Origin of the sequence: Rhizobium binae (assembly GCF_017357225.1) — a bacterium.
Lineage (GTDB): Bacteria > Pseudomonadota > Alphaproteobacteria > Rhizobiales > Rhizobiaceae > Rhizobium > Rhizobium binae.
The window spans coordinates 126,618-149,912 of record NZ_CP071608.1 but is presented as its reverse complement, the minus strand read 5'-3'; the positions used below and the strand labels follow the sequence as shown (position 1 = coordinate 149,912).

The 23,295-nt window shown below is 56.9% G+C and carries 18 protein-coding genes, 2 pseudogenes and 1 other annotated feature; of the genes and pseudogenes, 9 read left to right on the top strand and 11 right to left on the bottom strand.

Features of this window, described 5'->3' with window-relative positions; translation table 11 throughout:
- Positions 1-172: 172 nt before the first annotated feature.
- The 4 genes from J2J99_RS29895 to ectB form a co-directional block, all read right to left on the bottom strand.
- Positions 173-1,408 carry an ATP-grasp domain-containing protein gene (locus J2J99_RS29895; protein WP_168302156.1) on the bottom strand — a complete coding sequence of 412 codons (1,236 nt, stop codon included), beginning with the start codon at positions 1,406-1,408 and terminating at the stop codon, positions 173-175.
- A 104-nt stretch (positions 1,409-1,512) separates the two neighbouring features.
- The gene (locus J2J99_RS34310; RefSeq protein ID WP_168333689.1) at positions 1,513-1,632 is read right to left on the bottom strand and encodes a LuxR C-terminal-related transcriptional regulator; all 120 of its coding nucleotides are present in this window, start codon (positions 1,630-1,632) and stop codon (positions 1,513-1,515) included.
- Positions 1,633-2,193: 561 nt separating this feature from the next.
- Positions 2,194-2,895, bottom strand: coding sequence for a hypothetical protein (locus J2J99_RS29885; RefSeq protein ID WP_168302157.1), 702 nt, complete (start codon positions 2,893-2,895; stop codon positions 2,194-2,196).
- Positions 2,896-3,451: 556 nt separating this feature from the next.
- Positions 3,452-4,726 carry a diaminobutyrate--2-oxoglutarate transaminase gene (ectB, locus tag J2J99_RS29880; protein WP_168302158.1) on the bottom strand — a complete coding sequence of 425 codons (1,275 nt, stop codon included), beginning with the start codon at positions 4,724-4,726 and terminating at the stop codon, positions 3,452-3,454.
- A 722-nt stretch (positions 4,727-5,448) separates the two neighbouring features.
- Between ectB and J2J99_RS29875 the strand changes: the two genes are divergently transcribed.
- The 3 genes from J2J99_RS29875 (at position 5,449) to tnpC (J2J99_RS29865) (ending at position 7,871) form a co-directional block, all read left to right on the top strand.
- Positions 5,449-5,835: a transposase gene (locus J2J99_RS29875; protein ID WP_168302454.1), complete on the top strand. Its 387-nt coding sequence runs from the start codon at positions 5,449-5,451 to the stop codon at positions 5,833-5,835.
- Complete coding sequence (gene tnpB / locus J2J99_RS29870; protein WP_168302453.1) at positions 5,832-6,176, top strand: IS66 family insertion sequence element accessory protein TnpB; 345 nt, start codon at positions 5,832-5,834, stop codon at positions 6,174-6,176. Before J2J99_RS29875 ends, tnpB (J2J99_RS29870) begins: the two co-directional genes overlap by 4 nt.
- A 75-nt stretch (positions 6,177-6,251) precedes the next feature.
- The gene (tnpC, locus tag J2J99_RS29865; RefSeq protein ID WP_168302452.1) at positions 6,252-7,871 is read left to right on the top strand and encodes an IS66 family transposase; all 1,620 of its coding nucleotides are present in this window, start codon (positions 6,252-6,254) and stop codon (positions 7,869-7,871) included.
- A gap of 311 nt (positions 7,872-8,182) precedes the next feature.
- Here tnpC (J2J99_RS29865) and tnpC (J2J99_RS29860) read toward each other — a convergent pair whose 3' ends face one another.
- The 7 genes and pseudogenes from tnpC (J2J99_RS29860) to J2J99_RS29830 form a co-directional block, all read right to left on the bottom strand.
- Positions 8,183-9,802, bottom strand: a complete 1,620-nt coding sequence (tnpC, locus tag J2J99_RS29860; RefSeq protein ID WP_168302452.1) for an IS66 family transposase — start codon at positions 9,800-9,802, stop codon at positions 8,183-8,185.
- A 75-nt stretch (positions 9,803-9,877) separates the two neighbouring features.
- Entirely contained in the window at positions 9,878-10,222 is a 345-nt protein-coding gene (gene tnpB, locus J2J99_RS29855; RefSeq protein ID WP_168302453.1) for an IS66 family insertion sequence element accessory protein TnpB, read from the bottom strand.
- Complete coding sequence (locus tag J2J99_RS29850) at positions 10,219-10,605, bottom strand: transposase (protein WP_168302454.1); 387 nt, start codon at positions 10,603-10,605, stop codon at positions 10,219-10,221. The genes tnpB (J2J99_RS29855) and J2J99_RS29850 overlap by 4 nt, the downstream gene beginning before the upstream one ends.
- Positions 10,606-11,173: 568 nt before the next feature.
- A complete protein-coding gene (gene istB / locus J2J99_RS29845; RefSeq protein WP_205919394.1) occupies positions 11,174-12,025 on the bottom strand; it encodes an IS21-like element helper ATPase IstB in 852 nt (283 codons plus the stop codon).
- A gap of 38 nt (positions 12,026-12,063) precedes the next feature.
- A pseudogene (locus J2J99_RS29840) lies at positions 12,064-12,912 on the bottom strand (IS21 family transposase); the annotation flags it as partial.
- A 40-nt stretch (positions 12,913-12,952) separates the two neighbouring features.
- Positions 12,953-14,040, bottom strand: a protein-coding gene (locus J2J99_RS29835) for an IS3 family transposase (RefSeq protein WP_168302474.1) whose coding sequence is annotated in 2 segments (ribosomal slippage) — positions 12,953-13,779 and positions 13,779-14,040 — 1,089 coding nt in all. Because the reading frame shifts where the segments join, the coding sequence is not laid out codon by codon here.
- A gap of 75 nt (positions 14,041-14,115) precedes the next feature.
- Positions 14,116-14,780, bottom strand: a pseudogene (locus J2J99_RS29830) (IS3 family transposase); the annotation flags it as partial.
- Positions 14,383-14,499: a sequence feature (AL1L pseudoknot), on the bottom strand. (Overlaps the previous pseudogene by 117 nt.)
- A 659-nt stretch (positions 14,781-15,439) precedes the next feature.
- Here J2J99_RS29830 and nifH point away from each other — a divergent pair.
- The 6 genes from nifH (at position 15,440) to fdxB (ending at position 23,102) form a co-directional block, all read left to right on the top strand.
- Positions 15,440-16,333 (top strand): nitrogenase iron protein, encoded by an 894-nt coding sequence (nifH, locus tag J2J99_RS29825; protein WP_003551759.1) that lies wholly within the window; start codon positions 15,440-15,442, stop codon positions 16,331-16,333.
- A 95-nt stretch (positions 16,334-16,428) separates the two neighbouring features.
- Positions 16,429-17,913 carry a nitrogenase molybdenum-iron protein alpha chain gene (nifD, locus tag J2J99_RS29820; protein WP_168301760.1) on the top strand — a complete coding sequence of 495 codons (1,485 nt, stop codon included), beginning with the start codon at positions 16,429-16,431 and terminating at the stop codon, positions 17,911-17,913.
- Between the two features lie 94 nt (positions 17,914-18,007).
- Complete coding sequence (gene nifK, locus J2J99_RS29815; protein WP_168301761.1) at positions 18,008-19,549, top strand: nitrogenase molybdenum-iron protein subunit beta; 1,542 nt, start codon at positions 18,008-18,010, stop codon at positions 19,547-19,549.
- A 54-nt stretch (positions 19,550-19,603) separates the two neighbouring features.
- A complete protein-coding gene (gene nifE / locus J2J99_RS29810) occupies positions 19,604-21,001 on the top strand; it encodes a nitrogenase iron-molybdenum cofactor biosynthesis protein NifE (RefSeq protein WP_168301762.1) in 1,398 nt (465 codons plus the stop codon).
- Between the two features lie 77 nt (positions 21,002-21,078).
- Positions 21,079-22,398 carry a nitrogenase iron-molybdenum cofactor biosynthesis protein NifN gene (gene nifN / locus J2J99_RS29805; RefSeq protein WP_168301763.1) on the top strand — a complete coding sequence of 440 codons (1,320 nt, stop codon included), beginning with the start codon at positions 21,079-21,081 and terminating at the stop codon, positions 22,396-22,398.
- A gap of 380 nt (positions 22,399-22,778) precedes the next feature.
- Complete coding sequence (fdxB, locus tag J2J99_RS29800; RefSeq protein ID WP_168301764.1) at positions 22,779-23,102, top strand: ferredoxin III, nif-specific; 324 nt, start codon at positions 22,779-22,781, stop codon at positions 23,100-23,102.
- Positions 23,103-23,295 lie beyond the last annotated feature (193 nt).

Below are 23,295 nucleotides of genomic sequence, written 5' to 3'. Positions count from 1 at the left end.
TGAGGTGCCGCGCAGCCAGGGTGGCCGAGTAGGGAAATGGGGGAACCGGCACCGTTCGTATGCTTTAGCTTCCGTGATGGTGATTAACGACAGCGTCATCAACGAGTCCCTCTGTTATGAGTCACATCAATACAAGTTCCTCCCGCATCAGCCGCTGGCGGGAGGAGCCCCCCTATTCGACGTCTGTTCGAAATGGTGTGATTGACCAAGTGACTTCGTCAACGGCCCGCTGGAGGATCTCCTGCGTCAAAGCGAGGTTGGGTGACGCGGCGATGACATGTCCAAGAGTATCTGTATAATCGCCTCTCCTGATGATCCGGGCGTTAGGTTTTACATGGAACTTCACATCGGCTACACCCTGGATAGAAGCCGCCCGGGCGCCGCCCCTAATCCAATCTAAGGTACCATCGCTAACGGGAACTAGATGCCGTACAATTGCAGTGCACGAATGCCTGCTGCGCAAATCCCATTCCTGACCGATAACAACCTTTATATGCTCGCGTATGAGGTCGGTACCGCAAGAGAGCTGAACCAGCCGAGGACTGGCGCCACCGGCAAGACGCGGATTGACTTCAATCACCACGGGCCCCTGCTTTGTCCATCGGAATTCAACGTTTGTCGGTCCCCAGCCAAGCCCGAGACCTTCCAAACAGCGCAGGGACAGATCGACCACGCGATTAAATTCCTCATCAGTCATAGGGGCCGGAAAGACAGTCTCATGGAAGACGAAGTTCGGTGGAGGGCCGAATTCTGAAGCACCGATTGCTACGACTTCGCTCCCCATTAAGTTAGCACTGAAAAAAGTTCCCCTTGCGAATTCCTCGACTAGTATCCTCGGCGTGGACCGCCATGTGTGTTCCCCGCCCAGCAGATAGCTCGTATGAGCGGCCAATTCGGCGACATCGCGGCACAATCGAACGCCACTGCTGCCGCTTCCTTCAGCAGGCTTTAGAACTACAGGTAGGCCGATCTCTGCGGCTGCGTATTCTACCTCCTTTGCATCCATTGCTAAGCGATAAGCGGGCATTGGAATGCCTGCCTTTTTGAGCAACTGACGTTGATTGAATTTGTCGTTGCATCGATCGATCGAAGCAGGGTCCGGCCCCGGCAGACGGAAATGCCGGCAGAGTTCGCTGACTGTCACATAAATCGACTCGTCAAGTCCCGAGAAGCCCGTTATGCCAGCGATTTCATGGGTTGAACGCAGTAGTGAACATTCATGAAGCAGAGCCTGGACATTGTCTGTGGCGACTGGGATGACCTCAGTGCCTTCCGCCTCGAGATAGGCATACTGAGTTGGGTCAGCAGAAAGCGTGATTGGGTAAAGACCCAAACGCCGGGCTTCTTTCACGTACAGATGGCCAATAGTTCTATGGCCCTCAACCAGAATAAGCGCTCTTTTGGCCAATGGCGTTGACCTCCACGGTTTCGATTGCACCCTATGTACAGGCTCTGGCGAGTATCGAAGCCTACGAGGTAGGAACGTGCCAGGCCATGCAAAAGTAGTGCTCGCTATAGCTCCAGGAGTCCGAATCGCGTTGCCGTCGCGACGGCGGCCGTTCTAGTTCGAACATCCAGTTTTCGTAGGCAGTTCTTCACATGAAAAGCGACCGTATTTTCAGAAGTCCCCATGATCACCGCCGTTTCCCACGATGTCTTCCCTGCGCTATCCACAGGAGAGATTCTTTCTCGCGTGCAGAGAGGCTAGGAACACACTCTATGCCACCCTTATCCATATCGATTCGTTCCACCGATTGAAGGACGCCACAGAAGTGCCTGTTGACGTCGCCGCTTCTTTCGTTGCGAATATCGTGCCAACAGCGTCGAACGCGCCTCAGACGAAATTGCCATTTATTTATCAACTGTTTAGGGCATAAAAGCATGGAGGCAGGCCAACAGCGTTGTGTTTTGAAGTAGACAAACTCTACAGGAGGCCTACCTCGCGGCATGGTTTGGCCCGGAGTCAATTATCGGCGGGAGGAAAGCCTGATCCCTCTGGGCCACAAGCAAACAGGCAACAATTGCCTTCACCGACTGATAAACCATGGGATAAGGTCATGCTTGATAACCTCGACCCTCTAAGAATTGCCTTGGTCTTGATCGATGCCTTACGACCGGGAACGCACATCACTAAGCTGTCTGTCGCTTTGGGGGCAAACCGAGCGCCGAGCGCGGCCACGCACCACAGACAAATTAGCGGTTGTCAGTCTCCAAGGTTGACGAAATCATTTGCAGCACTTGGTCTCGCGTCATCCAAAGGAGCCAATCATCATCATCGATGCCCTCAGCATCGAGGCGCAGGACCGACCCATGCTGCTCTCGGTTCACGTAACCAGAACGACCAAGGACCCCTTTTGCCACATACCAGTCGGCAACCAGCGAATAAATGAAATCGGGCGCCCATTTAGCCCATGCCAATCCGAATGCGATGTGACCAATATAACTCATGAGGCCGCGGCCCCTAAAGTCTTCCCGCAGCCACAGATCGCCACGATATGCTACAACGCCGGTTATTCCTCGAGCACTCGGTGCGTAGCAGCGACACGAGGAGTATTGTCCCGCTTTCAAGTCAGGATCCTTGAAGCAGGATTTTAGCGACTCGAGGTGCTCTGCTAGGTTCGTTTCACGTAGATCGTCGACGCGCATTGCTTGGACATGTGCGACGGTTCCTTCCCTGTCTCGCCCGACAATCCAAAAAGCTTTTCCAGGGAAAAGATCGGAACAATCTGGACGGAAGTTAGGATACGTGGGCCGCTTTCCGGGAATTTTGCTGGTGATCCCCACATATTCCTCAAAGTCTTCGCCCATCGTAATGCTGAGACCGGATCGGCGTGCCAACTCGTTTGTCGCGCAGATATATTTTGATACATCGAGCGTCGTCACGTTTCCGTGCATGTCACTTCTCCTATTCCACCAGTGTTTGCGGCGAAGATCGCTAGAGGGGCATTTCGCCCAACAGATGAGTCGTCTGTTTGGTCACCCCGTCGGCGTTGCGGCGTAATCGGACACGCATGCCGCCGGCGTCTACGGCCTATACTCACCGGCAGTCCAATCTCCGCTGCGCTGTCTACCTTCTTCGCAGCCAACGGCGAATATATTCGAGCTTCTTTACTTGGGGGATTGGCAACGGTCATCTGATGATCAATATAAATGCCAACAGGGTCGCTCATCGTTACCTCCTAAATTTGAGTGAAGTACCAGGGGGCTTCGACTAAGCCACGGGTCGGAGCTCTTCATGAACCTTGCGCGAGATGCAGGACCTTCCTGGGCCTCTAGGTTAAACATGGGGCCTGCGAGCCAACTGCCAGGCGCCGCCGCCGGCGATGAGCATCTTCTGCTTCAAGTCCGGCCCCTCAGTAACATTAGTTCCGCAACCGTAGGCCTACGCGCTTTCGAAGGAAGTCATGTCGCTGACCATGCATTGAGCCTGTCCGATTTTCGGCTGTTAGAGTCAGACGCTCGCGTGGACAGACAGGTCCAGAATGTCCAGACCACGTTGAAGCGTTTGCGCATCGATCGTCAGAGGTGGAAGAAACTTGATAACTTGGTCCTCTGCACCGCATCTCTCTACCACAAGCCCCTCATCAAAGGCTTTGCGAACGATCCTTTCGGCCACATTGCCTACAGCACAGTCGAGCGCCAGCATCAGGCCTCTTCCGCGGACGGATAGATTGTGATTTTGGGTGCTTTGCGCGATCTGCCACAGGCGCTCCCTCATGATACTTCCTTTTTCCATGACATCGTCAGATAGATTTTCATTTGCCCAGAACTTTCTCAAGGCGCCCGTCGCTGTCACGAGCGCAAGGTTGTTGCCCCGGAACGTTCCGATGTGTTCTGCCGGCTGCCATACGTCCAACTCCGGCTTGAGCAGCAAAAGAGACAGCGGCAGCCCAATGCCACTCAGCGACTTCGAGAGAACGATTATGTCGGGCGATATACCGGCGAACTCAAAGCTGAAGAAACCGCCGGTTCTCCCACATCCTGCTTGAATGTCGTCAACGATGAGGAGAATGTCGTTCTTTCTGCAAATTCGCTCGACCGACCGCAGCCACTTCTCGCTCGCGACGTTTATGCCCCCCTCGCCTTGAACGGTTTCCAAAATGATGGCTGCTGGGAGATCTATGCCGCTGCTTGCATCCGAAAACACTTTGTCCAGGTACTCCGACGTGTCTGTTTCAGGCCCGAAGTAGCCGTCATAGGGCATGAATACGGCGCCGGCTGGAGGAAGGCCTGCCGCATCGCGGTAGTAACGATTACCCGTCACCGAAAGCGCGCCCAAGCTCACTCCATGAAAGCCGTTGGTGAATGAAATTATGTTATGCCGTCCAGTGACTTTGCGTGCGAGCTTCAAGGCCGCCTCCACGGCATTAGCGCCGGTCGGGCCGGGGAATTGAAACTTATATTTCAAACCACGCGGGCGTAAAATAGTGGCATTGAAAAACTCCATAAACTGTCGTTTAGCTGACGTAGCCATGTCCAATCCATGGATTATTGCACTCGATTTCGTGTATTCTACCATGGCATTTATCAACTCGGGATCGTTGTGACCGTAGTTGAGAGCACCCGCGCCGGAGAGAAAGTCGATGTATTTGCAGCCCTTCTCGTCCTCGATAATGGCTCCGACGCCCCTCCTAAATACGGTAGGAAAGGATCGCGAATACGACCTCACGTTCGATTCGAGATTTTCGAACACAGAAAGCGAGTTGGAGTTGTTGTCAGCGAACACGATCTTACTCCTTTTTAAACGCTGTAATTTCGGTCTGCTGTCCGAGCTAGGGTCCGATCGGAATCCCGCCTCGGCTCAACGGCGATGACTTGCAACCTTCGTCGTCCGGCCCAATTCTCTCAAGTTTCGTGCCAGTCAGCTTCTTTATAGACGACCCATATTATTCACTGCTATGCCAGCTATTTAGGCGCCCAAATATGGGCCGAGAAATGCAGGCATGTCGCTGAACCGGCAAATTGTCGTGACAATGTCGTACATCGTGGCTCCTATAAACGGTTAACCGATTGCGGCGCGTGGAACTCATGTGCGAGTCGTTTATCTTTTTGCCGTGATCACTTTGAATCGGCGAAGGAGGGGCTACCAAAGCATTCAGTCGTTGTTTATCGATCGCGGTTCGTCACCAGAAGTCACCACGCTTGCCTTCGCCAGCCACCAAAATCTGTCAAAACTATCGGCGTGGTGGCCGGTCGGCATGGCATCGCCTCTTTCCACCCTATTGAAGCAGCTCCGCGCGAACTCGTGGCACTTGTACTCGGCTAGTGTCTTCAGCAATCGGGCTAGCTTCTTCACTTCGTCTTGGATGGGCAACCCCTTTACCAAAGTCACAGTCATTTCGAACAACTCCACTGCAACGATGTTGTTGCGTAAGCGGGTAGGTCACCCCACGTATCTTTAGGGCCGCTGAACGGTCATTCTCTAGCATGAGTCATGCGGAGAAACCTATGAGCGACAGTGTGAATCATCATCGAACATTCGAGGTCCTGACGGCGGAGCCGGTGCAGTCTCGACGCAAGCCACGTCATTGGTCGGACGAAGAGAAGGCACAGCTTGTCGCCGAGGCACTCTCGCCGGGGGCCAATGTGTCGGCGATTGCGCGGTCTCAGGGATTGGACCCGTCGCAGCTCTATGCCTGGCGTCGTAAGGCGCTCTCGTCGGGAATGGTCGCGCCACTGACGGAGGGAGCGCGCGCGCCAGTCAAGTTCACGCGCTTTGAGGCGGTGGCCGGTTCGATGGTGGAGATCGTCGTGGGCGATGTTGTGGTGCGCGTCGGCGGCGATGTTGATGCCGATCACCTGACCAAGATACTCCGGGTGGTCCGCACGGCATGATCGCTTCCGGTGTGGTGGTTTACGTGTCGTGCCAGCCGGTCGACTTCCGCAAGGGGGCCGCGTCTTTGATGGCGCTGGTCCGAGATGGCGGTCTCGACCCGTTCAATGGCTCGCTTTACGTGTTCCGGTCGAAGCGGTCGGACCGTGTTCGCATTGTCTGGTGGGACGGCTCAGGCGTCTGCCTCTATTCGAAAACCCTGGAAGAGCAAGGCTTTTGCTGGCCGGGTATATCGGCGGCGCGGATGCGTCTCGACCATTCGCAACTGATGGCGCTTCTGGCGGGGCTCGATTGGAAAAAGATCCGACCGGCCAAGATCAGGCGGCCGTTGTTGACGGGCTGAAACCGGCCTGCGGCAAGATGAATCATGTGGCTGTAATGATTGGGAAAGCGGCTGTTCTTGTGCTCTATTGCCTCCATGGATTTGCCCGTTTCCGACCTGCCAGACGACGTCGATGCGCTGAAAGCGATGATCCTTGCGATGGCGCGCGAGCAGGCTGCGAACGAGACCCGGCTTGCAGCCGCGGCGGCAGAGGTCGAGCGGCTGAAGGCCGTCGAAGTGAGCGCCAACGAACGGATCGCCAACCTCACGGCGATCCTGAAGGTTTTGCAGCGCACGCAACATGGCAAGCGATCCGAGCGGCTGCGCCTGGCCGTCAATGACGAACAGGTTTCCTTTGCGTTCGAGGAGGTCGAGACCGGCCTTGCGGCAATCCAGAGCGAACTCCACCGCGCGACCGGGGACAAGCCGAAGCGCGCGCCGCGTCCGCGCAAGGGCTTTGCCGCTCATCTCGAACGCATCGAGGAGGTTATCGAGCCGGAAATCCCGGCCGACTGCGCGGGGCTGGAAAAGGTTCTGATCGGCGAGGATCGCTCCGAGCGGCTGGACGTGGTGCCGCCGAAGTTCCGGGTGATCGTGACGCGCCGCCCCAAATACGCTTTCCGGGGCCGCGACGGTGTAGTTCAGGCCCTGGCGCCGGCACACCTTATCGAAAGCGGCCTGCCGACGGAGCGGCTGCTCGCCTATATCGCCGTGTCGAAATACGCCGACGGACTTCCGCTTTACCGGCAGGAGGCGATCTATGTGCGCGATGGCGTCGAGGTCAGCCGGTCGTTGATGGCGCAGTGGATGGGGCATCTGGGCTTCGAATTGCAGATGGTCGCCGATTATATCCTCGACCGGGTCAAGGAGGGCGAAAGGGTCTTCGCCGACGAGACGACCTTGCCCACGCTTGCCCCCGGTTCCGGGAAAACCACCAAGGCCTGGCTGTGGGCCTACGCACGCGATGATCGACCCTACGGTGGAACCAGTCCGCCGATGGTTGCCTATCGCTTTGAGGACAGCCGGGGCGGCGATTGCGTGGCGCGTCATCTCGCCGGATTCAGCGGCATCCTGCAGGTTGACGGCTACTCAGCCTATACCAGCCTGGCCAAGACGCGGGCCAAAACCGGCAGCAATGAACCCATCCAGCTCGCAGGCTGCTGGGCACACCTGCGGCGCAAGTTTTACGATCTGCACATCAGCGGAGTCTCTCAGGCCGCAACGGAATCGATCGTCGCCATGACCGAGTTGTGGAAGTTCGAGGACGAAGTCCGCGGCAAGAATGCCGAGAGCCGCGCGGCGCGACGCCAGGAAGAATCCGCGGCCATCGTCGCCAGCCTCTTCGAGCTCTGGGAAAAGGAGCTTGGCAAGGTCTCGGGAAAATCCAAAACCGCCGAGGCGATCCGCTATGCGCTCACCCGGCGAGAGGCGCTGGAACGCTTTCTCACGGACGGTCGCATCGAGATCGACTCCAACATCGTCGAACGGGCGATCAGGCCCCAAACGATTACGAGAAAGAACAGTCTATTCGCCGGCAGCGAGGGCGGTGGACGAACCTGGGCGACGGTGGCCACCTTATTGCAAACGGCCAAAATGAATGGCGTCGATCCGCTCGACTGGCTCTCGCAGACCTTGACCCGCATTGCTCAAGGCTGGCCAGCATCCGAAATCGAAGCGCTCATGCCCTGGAACTTCAAGCCTGACGTTATCGGCTGACCGCTTACGTTGTTGCCGACCTCATGGAAGAAGTAGGCCATGGCCCGATAATACTCCGCTCTTGAGTGGGCATTTTGCCACTGGCACAGTGTCAGGATGTGCTCGCAGAGCGCCTTGCCCATCGATAACCGTTCACCAGATGGAAATCGCGAGTAGTCATGCGATGAGTCAAAGAGTTGATGCATCGCTCCAAGAAGCCAGTCTTTTGAGTCCTTCTCAATTGCAAGGCGGACAAATTTGCGTAGCATCAGGCAGCCGGCCTCCATGTCTTGCAATTCGTCAATCAATATGTCTGCATATAACGTAAGCGGTCAGCCGATAACGTCAGGCTTGAAGTTCCAGGGCATGAGCGCTTCGATTTCGGATGCTGGCCAGCCTTGAGCAATGCGGGTCAAGGTCTGCGAGAGCCAGTCGAGCGGATCGACGCCATTCATTTTGGCCGTTTGCAATAAGGTGGCCACCGTCGCCCAGGTTCGTCCACCGCCCTCGCTGCCGGCGAATAGACTGTTCTTTCTCGTAATCGTTTGGGGCCTGATCGCCCGTTCGACGATGTTGGAGTCGATCTCGATGCGACCGTCCGTGAGAAAGCGTTCCAGCGCCTCTCGCCGGGTGAGCGCATAGCGGATCGCCTCGGCGGTTTTGGATTTTCCCGAGACCTTGCCAAGCTCCTTTTCCCAGAGCTCGAAGAGGCTGGCGACGATGGCCGCGGATTCTTCCTGGCGTCGCGCCGCGCGGCTCTCGGCATTCTTGCCGCGGACTTCGTCCTCGAACTTCCACAACTCGGTCATGGCGACGATCGATTCCGTTGCGGCCTGAGAGACTCCGCTGATGTGCAGATCGTAAAACTTGCGCCGCAGGTGTGCCCAGCAGCCTGCGAGCTGGATGGGTTCATTGCTGCCGGTTTTGGCCCGCGTCTTGGCCAGGCTGGTATAGGCTGAGTAGCCGTCAACCTGCAGGATGCCGCTGAATCCGGCGAGATGACGCGCCACGCAATCGCCGCCCCGGCTGTCCTCAAAGCGATAGGCAACCATCGGCGGACTGGTTCCACCGTAGGGTCGATCATCGCGTGCGTAGGCCCACAGCCAGGCCTTGGTGGTTTTCCCGGAACCGGGGGCAAGCGTGGGCAAGGTCGTCTCGTCGGCGAAGACCCTTTCGCCCTCCTTGACCCGGTCGAGGATATAATCGGCGACCATCTGCAATTCGAAGCCCAGATGCCCCATCCACTGCGCCATCAACGACCGGCTGACCTCGACGCCATCGCGCACATAGATCGCCTCCTGCCGGTAAAGCGGAAGTCCGTCGGCGTATTTCGACACGGCGATATAGGCGAGCAGCCGCTCCGTCGGCAGGCCGCTTTCGATAAGGTGTGCCGGCGCCAGGGCCTGAACTACACCGTCGCGGCCCCGGAAAGCGTATTTGGGGCGGCGCGTCACGATCACCCGGAACTTCGGCGGCACCACGTCCAGCCGCTCGGAGCGATCCTCGCCGATCAGAACCTTTTCCAGCCCCGCGCAGTCGGCCGGGATTTCCGGCTCGATAACCTCCTCGATGCGTTCGAGATGAGCGGCAAAGCCCTTGCGCGGACGCGGCGCGCGCTTCGGCTTGTCCCCGGTCGCGCGGTGGAGTTCGCTCTGGATTGCCGCAAGGCCGGTCTCGACCTCCTCGAACGCAAAGGAAACCTGTTCGTCATTGACGGCCAGGCGCAGCCGCTCGGATCGCTTGCCATGTTGCGTGCGCTGCAAAACCTTCAGGATCGCCGTGAGGTTGGCGATCCGTTCGTTGGCGCTCACTTCGACGGCCTTCAGCCGCTCGACCTCTGCCGCCGCGGCTGCAAGCCGGGTCTCGTTCGCAGCCTGCTCGCGCGCCATCGCAAGGATCATCGCTTTCAGCGCATCGACGTCGTCTGGCAGGTCGGAAACGGGCAAATCCATGGAGGCAATAGAGCACAAGAACAGCCGCTTTCCCAATCATTACAGCCACATGATTCATCTTGCCGCAGGCCGGTTTCAGCCCGTCAACAACGGCCGCCTGATCTTGGCCGGTCGGATCTTTTTCCAATCGAGCCCCGCCAGAAGCGCCATCAGTTGCGAATGGTCGAGACGCATCCGCGCCGCCGATATACCCGGCCAGCAAAAGCCTTGCTCTTCCAGGGTTTTCGAATAGAGGCAGACGCCTGAGCCGTCCCACCAGACAATGCGAACACGGTCCGACCGCTTCGACCGGAACACGTAAAGCGAGCCATTGAACGGGTCGAGACCGCCATCTCGGACCAGCGCCATCAAAGACGCGGCCCCCTTGCGGAAGTCGACCGGCTGGCACGACACGTAAACCACCACACCGGAAGCGATCATGCCGTGCGGACCACCCGGAGTATCTTGGTCAGGTGATCGGCATCAACATCGCCGCCGACGCGCACCACAACATCGCCCACGACGATCTCCACCATCGAACCGGCCACCGCCTCAAAGCGCGTGAACTTGACTGGCGCGCGCGCTCCCTCCGTCAGTGGCGCGACCATTCCCGACGAGAGCGCCTTACGACGCCAGGCATAGAGCTGCGACGGGTCCAATCCCTGAGACCGCGCAATCGCCGACACATTGGCCCCCGGCGAGAGTGCCTCGGCGACAAGCTGTGCCTTCTCTTCGTCCGACCAATGACGTGGCTTGCGTCGAGACTGCACCGGCTCCGCCGTCAGGACCTCGAATGTTCGATGATGATTCACACTGTCGCTCATAGGTTTCTCCGCATGACTCATGCTAGAGAATGACCGTTCAGCGGCCCTAAAGATACGTGGGGTGACCTACCCGCTTACCATATAACTGGAATAGGTAGAGGCTCTCCGGCATAACACTGATGCCATCTTGTAGTAACGAAAGTGCCGTCTTCCAATCCTTCGCCTCTATCGCCGCCCAGATGCGATCGATCAATGATTGTCCAGCGGCATTCATTTCGTTCTCCTTTGTCAGATCGTTCGCTTCTTGCTGGTGCGCCAGCCGCGTTAATGAGGGAACTTTGCCGTGAGCCACATGCACAGGTGGAGCTCTAGACTAGCCTCGGCCTTCGCAGCTTCCTCATCTGTTGCAACGCCGATAACCCTCCAACCCATGTTCCGTCTTTCTCCGGGACCTGCTCCAGGCGGGCGAGTGCCGGTATGCGGGCCGAATGAGGAAAGAATCCGGGGACGTGCATATTCCCGCGCTGGAAGGTCGAAAAGAGATCGCCACGCAGCCAGTCCTTCGTTTTAACCGACGGTATAGCGCGACGATCAGGATGAGACGCGAGCGACAATCTGGATGAGATTCTTATGTCGCGGTCGGGATGAAGGTATCATGCTGATTGTCGCTGGCAAGAGTTTCGTCGTGTTCTGATTGCCGCTCCGCGACAAACTGTGAGGTGCCTTTGATTGTCGCGAATGACGCTGGCCTGCCACGCTGGCGTTTGGCTTCCATGGCGGAACGTCGCCGGTAGCTTTCGACATTCATCTCGAAGATCGTTGCGTGATGAACAAGTCGGTCCACCGCGGCAAGCGTCATGGCTGGGTCCGGAAAGACGCGGTTCCATTCTCCAAAGGGCTGATTGGCGGTGATCATGATGGAACGCCGCTCATATCTTGCGGAGATGAGTTCGAAGAGCACGCTCGTTTCGGCCTGGTCCTTGGTGACGTAGGCCAGGTCGTCGAGGACGAGCAGATCGAACTTGTCGAGCTTTGCGATGGCGGCTTCGAGCTGGAGTTCGCGGCGCGCGACCTGAAGCTTCTGGACGAGGTCGGTCGTGCGGGTGAAGAGCACGCGCCAGCCGTTCTCGATCAGCGCGAGGCCGATGGCCGCGGCAAGGTGGCTCTTTCCGCCGCCGGGCGGGCCGAACATCAGGATATTGGCTCCTTTGGCGAGCCAACTATCGCCGGCTGCAATCGCCATGACCTGGGCCTTGGAGACCATGGGCACAGCGTCGAAGGCGAAGCTGTCGAGCGTCTTTCCGGGTGGCAGGTGGGCCTCGGCGAGGTGTCTTTCGATCCTGCGATGTGCCCGTTCGGCCAATTCATGCTCGGCGATGGCCGAGAGGAAACGGGCGGCAGGCCATCCTTCCCGATCGGCCTGCTCGGCAAATTGCTGCCAGAGCGTCTTGATCGTCGGCAGCCTCAGTTCGTTGAGCATGATGCCGAGGCGGGCTTCGTCGACTGTGTGGATACTCTTCACGCGATCTCTCCCGCATAGGCCGCGCCGATTAGAGCTTCATAGCCATCGAGCGATGCGAGTTGGACACGAACGATCGGCAACTGGTCCGGGTCCGGGCCAAAGACCGCTCTCAAGGCCGCCAGGTCAGGCAGTTTGCGGGCGTTGAGCGTCCTGGCAAGCTCCTCGGCCAGTTCACGTTCGCACCCGCGATCATGCGCCAGCGCCAGCAGTTCGACGGTGATCTTGCAAGCCTGCCGCTCGGGCAGTTGCTGGATGAGAGCGTCGAAAGTCCTTCGATATTCCGGCCGGGGAAAGAGTTTGTCGCGATAAACGAGCCCTAAAAGTGCCATCGGCTTTTTGCGCAGGGAATGAATGACGTGGTGATAGTTGACGACCTGATCGTGCTTGCCATTCGCATGGGCGCGGCCTCGGGGCAACGTCAGCAGATGCGTGCCGCCGATGAAGACGTCGAGGCGATCATCGAACAGACGTACCCGTAGCCGGTGGCCGATCAAACGGGAAGGTACGGTGTAGAAGACCTTGCGCAAGGCGAAGCCGCCGGTGCTCGATACGGTAACGATGATTTCCTCGAAGTCGGTGGTGCGACGATCGGGAAGCGCCTGCAGATGCGGACGCTCGGCATCGATGCGCTTGCCATGCGTGGCATTGCGGCGGCTGACGATCTCGTCGATGAACGCGCGGTAGGAGACGAGATCGCCAAAGTCCCTGGTTCCGCGCATCAGCAGAGCATCGCGGATCGCTTTCTTGAGATGGCCGTGGGAACTTTCGATCGAGCCGTTCTCGTGCGCGACGCCCTTGTTGTTGCGCGTCGGCGTCATGCGGTAATGAGCGCACAGTTCGTCGTAGGGTAATCCTCCCCGTTTTAACGGGGTTTGACTGTAGAATTTACGCGGCCATTTTCAGTTTCTGAGCGGGTGTGACGCCGCCAATGCCCATGTTGGGCCGTTCATGGTTATATGTCCAAAGCCACTCTGTGGCGATCTCCTGCACCTCCGTTATGCTGTCAAAAATATACAGATCAAGCCATTCATGCCGAACGGTTCGATTGTAGCGCTCGACATAGGCGTTCTGTTGCGGTTTGCCTGGCTGAATGTAATTCAGGGCAATTCCCCGTGTTTCAGCCCATTCCATGAGCGTGCCGCTGACGTATTCCGGGCCGTTATCAACCCTGATCGCCAGCGGCTTGCCCCGCCATTCGATGATCTGGTTGAGACTGCGCACGACCCTTTCGGCGGGTAGCGAGAAGTCGACTTCAATGCCCAAGCCCTCGCGGTTGAAGTCGTCCAACACGTTCAGAAGCCTGAACTGGCGACCGTCTGCGAGACGGTCGGCCATGAAATCCATCGACCAGACCATATTCGGCGCAGCCGGAACTGCCAATTCATCCGGCTTCTCGCGCTTCAGCCGCCGGCGAGGCTTGATCCGCAGATTCAGCTCAAGCTCCCGGTAGATGCGGTAGACCCGCTTGTGGTTCCAGCGATACCCCTGAACATTGCGCAGGTGCAGGAAGCAGAGGCCAAAACCCCACGTCTTCTTTATCTTCACAAGCCCAAGCAACAGATCGGCAATCTGCTCGTTGTCGACATTGCGTTGTGGGCTATACCGGTAACAGGTTTCGCTGACGCCAAACGTCCGGCACGCCAGCGCGATACTCACACCGCGTTTCGCCACTGCTTTCTCGGCCAGCTCCCGGCGCTGAGATGGCCGCGTCATTTTTTTCCAAGAGCCTCCTTCAACAGATCGGCTTGCATGCTCAAATCCGCATACATCCGCTTCAGGCGGCGGTTCTCTTCTTCCAGCGCCTTCATCTGGCTCACCATGGAGGCGTCCATCCCGCCATACTTCGCACGCCACTTGTAAAACGACGCGGTGCTGATGCCATGTTCGCGGCACAGGTCAGGAACAGGCATCCCACCCTCCGCCTGGCGTAACACCGACATGATCTGGGCTTCGCTAAATCGGCTCTTCTTCATCAAAATCTCCTCGAGCATCTTGCCGAGAAAATTCTACTTTTGAACCCCTTTAATGCCCGGGAGGATTACCCTCGGAGCCGTTCTGTCGGGGAACGTCGTGCGGATCGGCTTTCCCCGAATGATACCTTGCAGGCTCATCGACCTCATAAGCCGAGTGACGGTGCAGCGGGCGACATCGAAGCCTTCTCGCTTCAACTGCCGCCAGACCTTCCGAACGCCATAGACGCGGTAGTTCTGCTCGAAGACACGACGTATCTCGATCTTCAGGCTTATATCCCTGCGGGCGCGGATCGATAGACGATCCACATCCACACGCTTGGCCACGTTCTCGTAGTAGGTTGATGGGGCAATCGGCAGCAGCCTGCAGATCGGCTCGACCCCGAACACTGCGCGGTGTTCGTCGATGAACGAGATCATCGCTTCAATGGGCGGTCGAGCTCCGCCATCGCGAAATATGCTGACGCCTTGCGCAAAATCTCGTTGGCCTGCCGAAGCTCACGGTTCTCTCGCTCCAGCGCCTTCATCCTCTCGGCGACGTCGCTTGGGAGCCCAGGCCGGGAACCATTGTCCACTTCGGCCTTCTTCACCCACTCATTGAGCGTCTGCGCAGTGCAGCCGATCTTGGCGGCGATTGAGGACACCGCCGCCCATCGCGAGGAATGCTCGCCTTCGTGATCCAAAACCATCCGCACGGCTCGGGCGCGGACTTCCGGTGAAAACTTGTTCGTTGTCTTGCTCATATCGGCTCCACTTTCTCAGAAGTTGGAGCCTCCGGCAAACCCGGCGCGGTTCACTTCTTCATCGTCGAGTGGTCATGATTGCTGACCGCGTGAGCAGGGGCGAGAGCTTCATTGACATCACTGCCACTATCATGACCGACAGCAGAGCAGGAAGTTAGCCTTATGTAGGGGACCAGTCGAGGCGCGAGTGACGTCTTCCTTGTCAAGTAGCCCACTCGCCGTAGCGCAGTCGAGCTTAGATGGCATGATCATCATCAATATTCACCGAAGACAACTCTTTACGGGGGCGATCAGAATTCGTTACGGCCGGTCTGGTGATGGGATAGCAGCTGCTCTAACAATAGTTCTAGAAGCTACCCAAAAAGAGACATCCTGTCGGTTGGTCAGATATTGCACAAAGGGCCACCATTCATTAGCCCTTAGACGGTGACAATCTATTTCGACATTGTCATCACCTTTGTCGGTTACGTGACAAGCGTTCTTGTTCTCAATCCCGTATTTTACGTCCACATAACTGGAATCGCAGCGAATTATTGTTCGTCAGCTCAATCGGCCCGCTTGGCACGAATCTTGAGAGCTATTGCGAGGCCGCGGGACGGCCTCGGCATCCGCGTTGCAGGATAACCGCACCGCCTCGAACACATGAAGGAACGCCAGACATGGCAGCTCTGCGTCAAATTGCATTCTATGGAAAGGGCGGAATTGGCAAGTCCACTACGTCCCAAAACACACTAGCCGCCCTTGTGGACCATGGGCAGAAGATCCTCATCGTCGGCTGTGACCCTAAGGCCGATTCTACGCGCCTGATCTTGAACTCGAAGGCCCAGGATACGGTTCTTGATCTCGCAGCAACGAGAGGTTCGGTTGAAGATCTTGAACTCGAAGACGTGCTCAAGGTAGGCTATAAAGGTATCAAATGCGTGGAGTCTGGCGGCCCGGAGCCAGGCGTCGGATGCGCGGGACGCGGCGTTATCACGTCGATCAACTTTCTCGAAGAGAACGGCGCCTACAACGATGTCGACTACGTGTCTTATGACGTGCTCGGTGACGTTGTGTGCGGCGGCTTCGCGATGCCGATCCGTGAAAACAAAGCTCAGGAAATCTACATCGTCATGTCCGGCGAAATGATGGCACTCTATGCCGCCAACAATATCGCCAGGGGCATCCTGAAATATGCTGCAGGCGGCAGCGTGCGCCTAGGTGGCCTAATTTGTAACGAGCGTCAGACCGACCGCGAACTCGACCTCGCCGAAGCGCTGGCTGCCAAACTCAATTCCAAGCTCATCCACTTCGTGCCACGCGACAACATTGTCCAACATGCAGAACTTAGAAAGATGACGGTGATCCAATATGCGCCGGACTCTCAGCAAGCGGCCGAGTACCGGACACTTGCCCAAAGAATACATGACAATTCGGGCAAAGGCACCATCCCGACCCCCATCACCATGGAAGAACTTGAGGACATGCTGCTCGATTTCGGGATCATGAAAACCGATGAGCAGATGCTTGCCGAACTTCAAGCAAGGGATGCCAAGTTGATAGCTGCCCAGTGATCACACTGACGCGCAGCGACACGCAAGGCGCCCGCCGTCTCGTGAGGGAGGTTTCGCCGTGAGGATACATCCGGATTTTCTAAGGGGTAGTGTCAATGAGCCTCAAATACGACAATGACAGTGACTTCCATGCGAAGCTTATTGCAGACGTGCTGTCGCAATATCCGGGCAAAGCAGCGAAGCGCCGCAGTAAACACCTTAGCGTTGCAACGAGCGAAACGGACGCAAACGCGATCAGCGAATGCGAGGTAAAGTCGAACATCAAGTCTGTTCCAGGCGTGATGACGATACGCGGCTGCGCCTATGCCGGTTCAAAAGGTGTCGTCTGGGGACCAATCAAGGATATGGTTCACATTTCACACGGGCCTGTGGGTTGCGGTCAATATTCCTGGTCGCAACGTCGCAACTATTACGTCGGTCTGACAGGCATCGACACATTCGTGACGATGCAATTTACATCTGATTTTCAGGAAAAAGATATCGTTTTCGGTGGTGACAAGAAACTGGAAAAGGTCATCGATGAGATTGCTGAACTTTTCCCGCTAAGCAATGGCATCACCCTACAATCGGAATGTCCGATCGGTCTGATTGGCGACGATATTGAGGCCGTAGCGCGAAAGAAGGCCAAAGAACACGCGACGACCGTCGTGCCAGTACGCTGCGAAGGCTTCCGTGGCGTGTCGCAATCGCTTGGCCACCACATCGCCAACGACGCAATTCGAGATTGGGTCTTCGACAAGAAAGACATAAAATTCGATCCAGGTCCCTACGACGTAAATGTCATAGGCGACTATAACATTGGCGGCGACGCATGGGCCTCACGCATCCTGCTCGAGGAGATCGGATTGCGCGTGGTCGGCAACTGGTCCGGAGATGCAACTCTCGCCGAAGTGGAGCGCGCGCCGAGAGCGGCACTCAACCTCATTCACTGCTATCGGTCGATGAATTACATCTCCAGGCACATGGAGGAAAAATATGGCATCCCTTGGATGGAATATAATTTCTTTGGACACTCCCAAATCGATGCCTCGCTGCGCAACATTGCCGAACACTTCGGGCCGGAGATCCAAGAAAAAGCCGAAAAGGTCATAGCCAAATACCAACCCCTCGTTTGGGCCGTAATCGACAAATACTGGCAGCGCCTTTCCGGCAAACGGGTGATGCTCTACGTCGGGGGATTGCGTCCTCGTCACGTCGTCACCGCCTATGAGGACCTCGGGATGGAAATCGTAGGAACCGGTTACGAATTCGGTCACGGCGACGACTATCAGCGCACTGGCCATTATGTAAAAGATGGCACGCTGATCTACGACGATGTGACTGGCTATGAACTTGAGAAATTCATTGAGGGAATTCGGCCCGATCTCGTCGGGTCCGGCGTTAAAGAAAAATACCCGGTGCAGAAAATGGGCATTCCATTCCGTCAGATGCACTCCTGGGACTATTCTGGTCCGTATCACGGTTATGACGGCTTCGCAATTTTCGCTCGGGACATGGACATGGCCATCAACAATCCAGTTTGGGGTCTCTACGACGCGCCCTGGAAAAATGACCGCATTTTGGCGGCGGTTGCTGGGTGAGAACATAGCGTTCGCGCGTAAACGCGCAACGGCTTAAACGACGCATGTTTCTGGACCGCCCTTGAGCCGCGGCCAGATCGAAAGAGGTGACCCTATGCCGCAGTCAGCTGAGAAAACTCTCGACCACGCGCCCCTATTCTGCGAGCCGGAATACAGGAAGATGTTGGCCAAAAAAAAGCTGAAATTCGAGTGCCCACACCCGGATCAGGTCGTGTCGGACCAGCGCGAATTCACGAAGAGCTGGGAATACCGAGAGAAAAACTTGGCCCGCCAAGCCCTTGTCGTCAATCCAGCCAAAGCCTGCCAGCCCCTCGGTGCGGTGTTCGCAGCGGCGGGATTCGAGCGAACGATGTCGTTCGTCCATGGCAGCCAAGGTTGCGTTGCCTACTACAGATCGCACCTATCGCGCCATTTCAAGGAGCCGTCATCGGTGGTCTCGTCATCGATGACAGAAGACGCGGCTGTTTTTGGTGGCCTGAAAAATATGGTCGACGGTCTCGCCAACACGTACAAGCTCTATAACCCGAAGATGATCGCGGTGTCGACCACATGTATGGCAGAGGTCATCGGAGATGACCTGCATGGTTTTATCGAAAATGCCAAAAGTGAAGGTTCGGTCCCGCGCGATTTCGATGTCCCCTTTGCCCACACACCAGCCTTTGTCGGCAGCCATGTCGATGGCTACGACAGCATGGTAAAAGGTGTGCTGGAGAATTTCTGGAAGGGCACCGCGCGAAGTGAAGCCACCGCTTCTATTAACATCATTCCTGGATTTGATGGCTTCTGCGTTGGGAACAATCGCGAATTAAAACGCCTGCTCGACTTGATGCAAGTGACTTACATGTTCATCCAGGACGCATCAGATCAGTTCGATACCCCCTCCGATGGTAACTTTCGTATGTATGACGGGGGGACCAAAATCAATGACGTGAAGGCGGCGTTGAACGCGGAGGGGACGTTGTCCCTGCAATATTACAACACTCGCAAGACGCTGGATTACTGCAGAGCCGTTGGACAAGCGACGACCTCCTTCCGCTATCCTCTTGGCGTCGAAGCTACCGACGAACTCCTGATGGCGATATCTGACATTTCCACGAGAGAAATTCCCGAGGTGATCCGTCTGGAGCGCGGGCGACTCATCGACGCGATGGCGGACAGCCAAGCTTGGCTGTATGGAAAAAAATACGCGATCTACGGCGATCCAGATTTCGTCTATGGGATGGCGCGCTTCATCATGGAAACCGGCGGCGAGCCAACCCACTGCCTTGCCACTAACGGCACCTCAGCTTGGGAGGACGAGATGAAGGAACTCCTCGCATCCTCGCCCTTCGGGAAGAATGCACAGGTTTGGCCAGGCAAAGATCTCTGGGCACTGCGCTCGCTACTTTTCACTGAGCCCGTGGATCTCCTGATAGGCAATTCTTATGGGAAGTATCTCGAACGGGACACCGGTACCCCACTGGTTCGGCTGACGTTTCCAATTTTTGACCGGCACCATCATCATCGATTCCCCCTCATGGGCTACCAGGGCGGACTGCGTCTTTTGACCGCGATCCTCGACAAGATCTTCGACAACCTCGATCGCGAAACAATGCACGCCGGTGTGACAGACTATTCGTATGACCTCACTCGCTAAGAGCGGCGGCCGGCCAGGCGGCCTATCTCTCAAACCAGATATGAAGGCAGACGAATGTCCTCGCCCAACGCCAAAATCAAAGATGCCTTCCACGAGCTAGCGAGTGAAAGGAGCGGCGGCAAGGGTCCTAAGGCGCGCCGAAAGAATTGCGCGAGGCCAATGGCCCCGGGAACGGCTGTCGGCGGTTGCGCTTTCGACGGCGCCAAGGTCGCACTGCAGCCGATTACCGATGTCGCGCATCTGATTCACGGACCGCTCGCCTGCGAGGGAAATTCCTGGGACAACCGTGGCACTGCCTCGTCAGGTCCAACACTTTGGCGCACGAGCTTCACGACTGATCTTACGGAAATCGACATCGTAATGGGCCACAGTGAACGGAAGCTCTTTAAAGCAATCCGGGAAATCAAGGAGGGGTATGCGCCCGCGGCAATCTTCGTCTATTCAACCTGCATAACGGCGATGATCGGCGACGACATCGAGGTTCTTTGCAAGCGAGCGTCGGACGAATTTGCGTTACCAGTGGTGCCGGTCAATGCGCCAGGCTTCCTCGGATCTAAGAACCTCGGCAACAAGCTAGCGGGCGAGGCGCTACTAAAGCATGTCATTGGTACCGTGGAGGCCGATGAACCAAGCGTTTGCGATATCAACATACTCGGCGAATTTAACCTCTCGGGTGAGTTCTGGCTGGTGAAGCCGCTCTTGGATAAGCTCGGCATCCGCGTCCGCGCCTGTATCCCGGGAGACGCGCGATACCTGCACGTCGCCTCCGCCCACCGCTCACGCGCAGCGATGACGGTGTGTTCGACAGCGTTCGTTGCTTTGGCACGTAAGATGCAGGAACGCTGGGACATTCCATTTTTTGAGGGCTCCTTCTATGGCATTTCCGGCACCTCGGAGGCGCTCCGGCGGATCGCCGATCTGCTTGTAAGGAAAGGTGCCGACCCCTCGCTTTTGCGTCGCACGGAAATCCTTGTAGCGGAAGAAGAGGAAAAAGTGTGGAAGAGGCTGGAAGCCTACCGACCTCGCCTTGAGGGCAAGCGCGTGCTTCTAAATACAGGCGGCGTGAAATCATGGTCGGTCGTCCATGCCTTGATGGAGATCGGCATGGAGATCGTCGGCACATCAGTCAAGAAATCGACGCTCGAAGATAGAGAGCGAGTGAAACAGACCCTGAAGGAGGAGAACCTCCTGTTCGATTCGATGTCGCCGCGCGAACTTTTCTCGCTTCTACTCGAGAGAAAGGCTGACATCATGCTGTCGGGCGGACGCACCCAGTATATAGCGCTAAAGGCAAAACTGCCCTGGCTCGACATCAACCAGGAGCGTCATCACGCTTACGCTGGCTATGAGGGAATGGTGCAACTTGCTCGACAAATTGACCTGGCAATCCACAATCCGATGTGGCCGCAGGTGCGCGAGCCGGCGCCATGGGAGCCGGCCTTGGTCGTTTAAAAACGAGCTAAAAGAGAAGCGTAAGCGCGTCGAACCAAAACCGCGAGATCACTCGCAAAAAATGTTGAGGTCGTACTATGGCACGCGTCGTATCTCAAAATAAGTCGGCGGCGGTCAACCCCCTGAAGTCGTCTCAGCCGCTTGGTGCTGCCTTCGCCTTTCTCGGCGTCGACGGCGCAATACCTCTGCTCCATGGCAGCCAGGGATGTACGAGCTTCGCGCTCGCACTGCTCGTGAGGCATTTCAATGAAGCGATCCCGCTGCAAACGACGGCGATGAACGAAACCGCGATAATCGTCGGCGGCGCGGATCGTCTCGAAGAGGCAATTCTCAGCCTCAAAGCCCGCACAAGACCACGACTGATCGGGATATGCACGACCGCATCGGTAGAGGCCCGCGACGAGGATGTCGCCGGTGACGTCGAAAACATAAAACGCAAGCGGGCGATAGAACTTGTGGGCACCGAAGTGGTACTCGCCAACACGCCGGACTTTGACGGCGCCATAGAGGAAGGTTGGTCTAAAGCTGTTACCGCCATGATCGAGGCAATAACACGACCTGAAAAGCAGTATCGAGATGCAGGCAAGATCGCGATCTTGCCTGGCTGCAACTTAACAGTTGCTGATATTGAACATTTGCGCGAGACGGCCGTAAGCTTCGGGCTCGATCCGGTTATCCTTCCCGATGTGTCGGGAGCGCTCGACGGGTCCATCCCCGAAGAATGGATGCCGACCACATATGGCGGCACGAAAGTGCAGGAAATCCGCGATCTTGGTACTGCGATGCAGTGTATCGCAATCGGTGAGCATATGCGGCGACCGGCTGAAGCGCTACAGAGACTGACCCGCGTCCCATACGTCCTGTTTAGATCGCTAACGGGCCTAGAGAACGTCGATCGCTTTATTCGCGTGCTTGCCGCTCTGTCACGGAAACAGGCGCCGCTCAACGTCCGCCGCAATCGAATGCAGCTGCAGGATGCGATGCTCGACGGACATTTCCATATGGCAGGCAAGAAGATCGCAATCGCCTCCGAGCCGGATCAGCTTTTCCAGTTCTCCAATCTTTTTACTGCCATGGGTGCGGAAATTGCGGTCGCAGTCGCCACGACCGGCACTTCGAAGGCACTCGAGATGGTACCGGCGAACACCGTCAAAGTCGGTGATCTCAGCGATCTGGAGAGTCTCGCCGCAACGGCCGATCTTATCGCCACACACTCGCACGGCCGGGAAGCTGCCAAACGCCTCGGCGTTCCGCTGATGCGGCTTGGTTTGCCAATTTTCGACCGCGTCGGCAGCCAGCAAAAGCTTACAATATTATACCGGGGAACCCGCGATGTGATCTTTGACCTCGCAAACATCATTCAGGCCAACCACCCTCCGAACCCACGGTCCAGTTGACCCAACCGACAGGCGGGAATCGCAAATGAGATCAATTCGTCGCCTCTCACTCTTCAATGGGAGACTCCAGCAACAGCGGCCGAAACTGCCGGCAGGCGCTCTGCGAATTGCGATCGTCACGCAAGATATGAAGGGACTGACAGCGCGGTTTGCATCGGTCAGACTATTTGCCACCTACGACGAGACAAGCGACACGCGGACCTTCGTGGAAGCCGCCGGGATCGAGAATATCTCCGACAAGATCGAAAGACATCGAAGCGAAGGTGAGGCTGCGCTGGGCAAAGATTGTAGACAGCTGCCAACTCGTTTTTGTCTGGCAATCGGGGGGCCTTCGGCTGTCACATTTGCCATCGGCAGAACTCGCTAAATTGGAGGAATCTATGACAAGCTCATGCGTGACTCGCGACGGATCCCAATGGATGCCGGAATATTTGAATTCGATCAACCCTGCGACCTGCATTGGCTGCGGTCGCTGCTTCAAGGTCTGCTCACGCGAGGTCATGCATCCCTACGGCATCGATGAAGCAGGCGACATGCTCGGTGCCTGCGATGGCGAGGACGACTTTAATGGTGAACTCAGTCGGGTCATCATGGTCATTGATTATCCCGGCCGCTGTATCGGCTGCGGAGCGTGCGCCCGCGTCTGTCCAAAGAACTGCCAGACTCATATCGCCGTTGATCATCTTTCACCGCACGAATCTTGAATTCCGTTCCGAGCGCTAGAAGCCGCCGGCACCGTCCAAATTGCGAGACTATCGCATCGGTTCGAAGACGTGGAGAAGGCCGCATGGCAGCTTCCTGAAAGCAAATCCGGCTGGCGACGCGAAGACCTTTCTAGGCGTCCAATCTGCCATTCGGAGGCAATTATTGCAGGAAACACCAGGTCGAAAGTCCAAC

Coding starts and splice junctions, on each gene's coding strand:
- J2J99_RS34310 (WP_168333689.1), bottom strand. CDS start 1,632: ATGGGGACTTCTGAAAATACGGTCGCTTTTCATGTGAAGAACTGCCTA.
- J2J99_RS29885 (WP_168302157.1), bottom strand. CDS start 2,895: ATGCACGGAAACGTGACGACGCTCGATGTATCAAAATATATCTGCGCG.
- J2J99_RS29875 (WP_168302454.1), top strand. CDS start 5,449: ATGAGCGACAGTGTGAATCATCATCGAACATTCGAGGTCCTGACGGCG.
- tnpB (WP_168302453.1), top strand. CDS start 5,832: ATGATCGCTTCCGGTGTGGTGGTTTACGTGTCGTGCCAGCCGGTCGAC.
- tnpC (WP_168302452.1), top strand. CDS start 6,252: ATGGATTTGCCCGTTTCCGACCTGCCAGACGACGTCGATGCGCTGAAA.
- tnpC (WP_168302452.1), bottom strand. CDS start 9,802: ATGGATTTGCCCGTTTCCGACCTGCCAGACGACGTCGATGCGCTGAAA.
- tnpB (WP_168302453.1), bottom strand. CDS start 10,222: ATGATCGCTTCCGGTGTGGTGGTTTACGTGTCGTGCCAGCCGGTCGAC.
- J2J99_RS29850 (WP_168302454.1), bottom strand. CDS start 10,605: ATGAGCGACAGTGTGAATCATCATCGAACATTCGAGGTCCTGACGGCG.
- istB (WP_205919394.1), bottom strand. CDS start 12,025: ATGCTCAACGAACTGAGGCTGCCGACGATCAAGACGCTCTGGCAGCAA.
- nifH (WP_003551759.1), top strand. CDS start 15,440: ATGGCAGCTCTGCGTCAAATTGCATTCTATGGAAAGGGCGGAATTGGC.
- nifD (WP_168301760.1), top strand. CDS start 16,429: ATGAGCCTCAAATACGACAATGACAGTGACTTCCATGCGAAGCTTATT.
- nifK (WP_168301761.1), top strand. CDS start 18,008: ATGCCGCAGTCAGCTGAGAAAACTCTCGACCACGCGCCCCTATTCTGC.
- nifE (WP_168301762.1), top strand. CDS start 19,604: ATGTCCTCGCCCAACGCCAAAATCAAAGATGCCTTCCACGAGCTAGCG.
- nifN (WP_168301763.1), top strand. CDS start 21,079: ATGGCACGCGTCGTATCTCAAAATAAGTCGGCGGCGGTCAACCCCCTG.
- fdxB (WP_168301764.1), top strand. CDS start 22,779: ATGACAAGCTCATGCGTGACTCGCGACGGATCCCAATGGATGCCGGAA.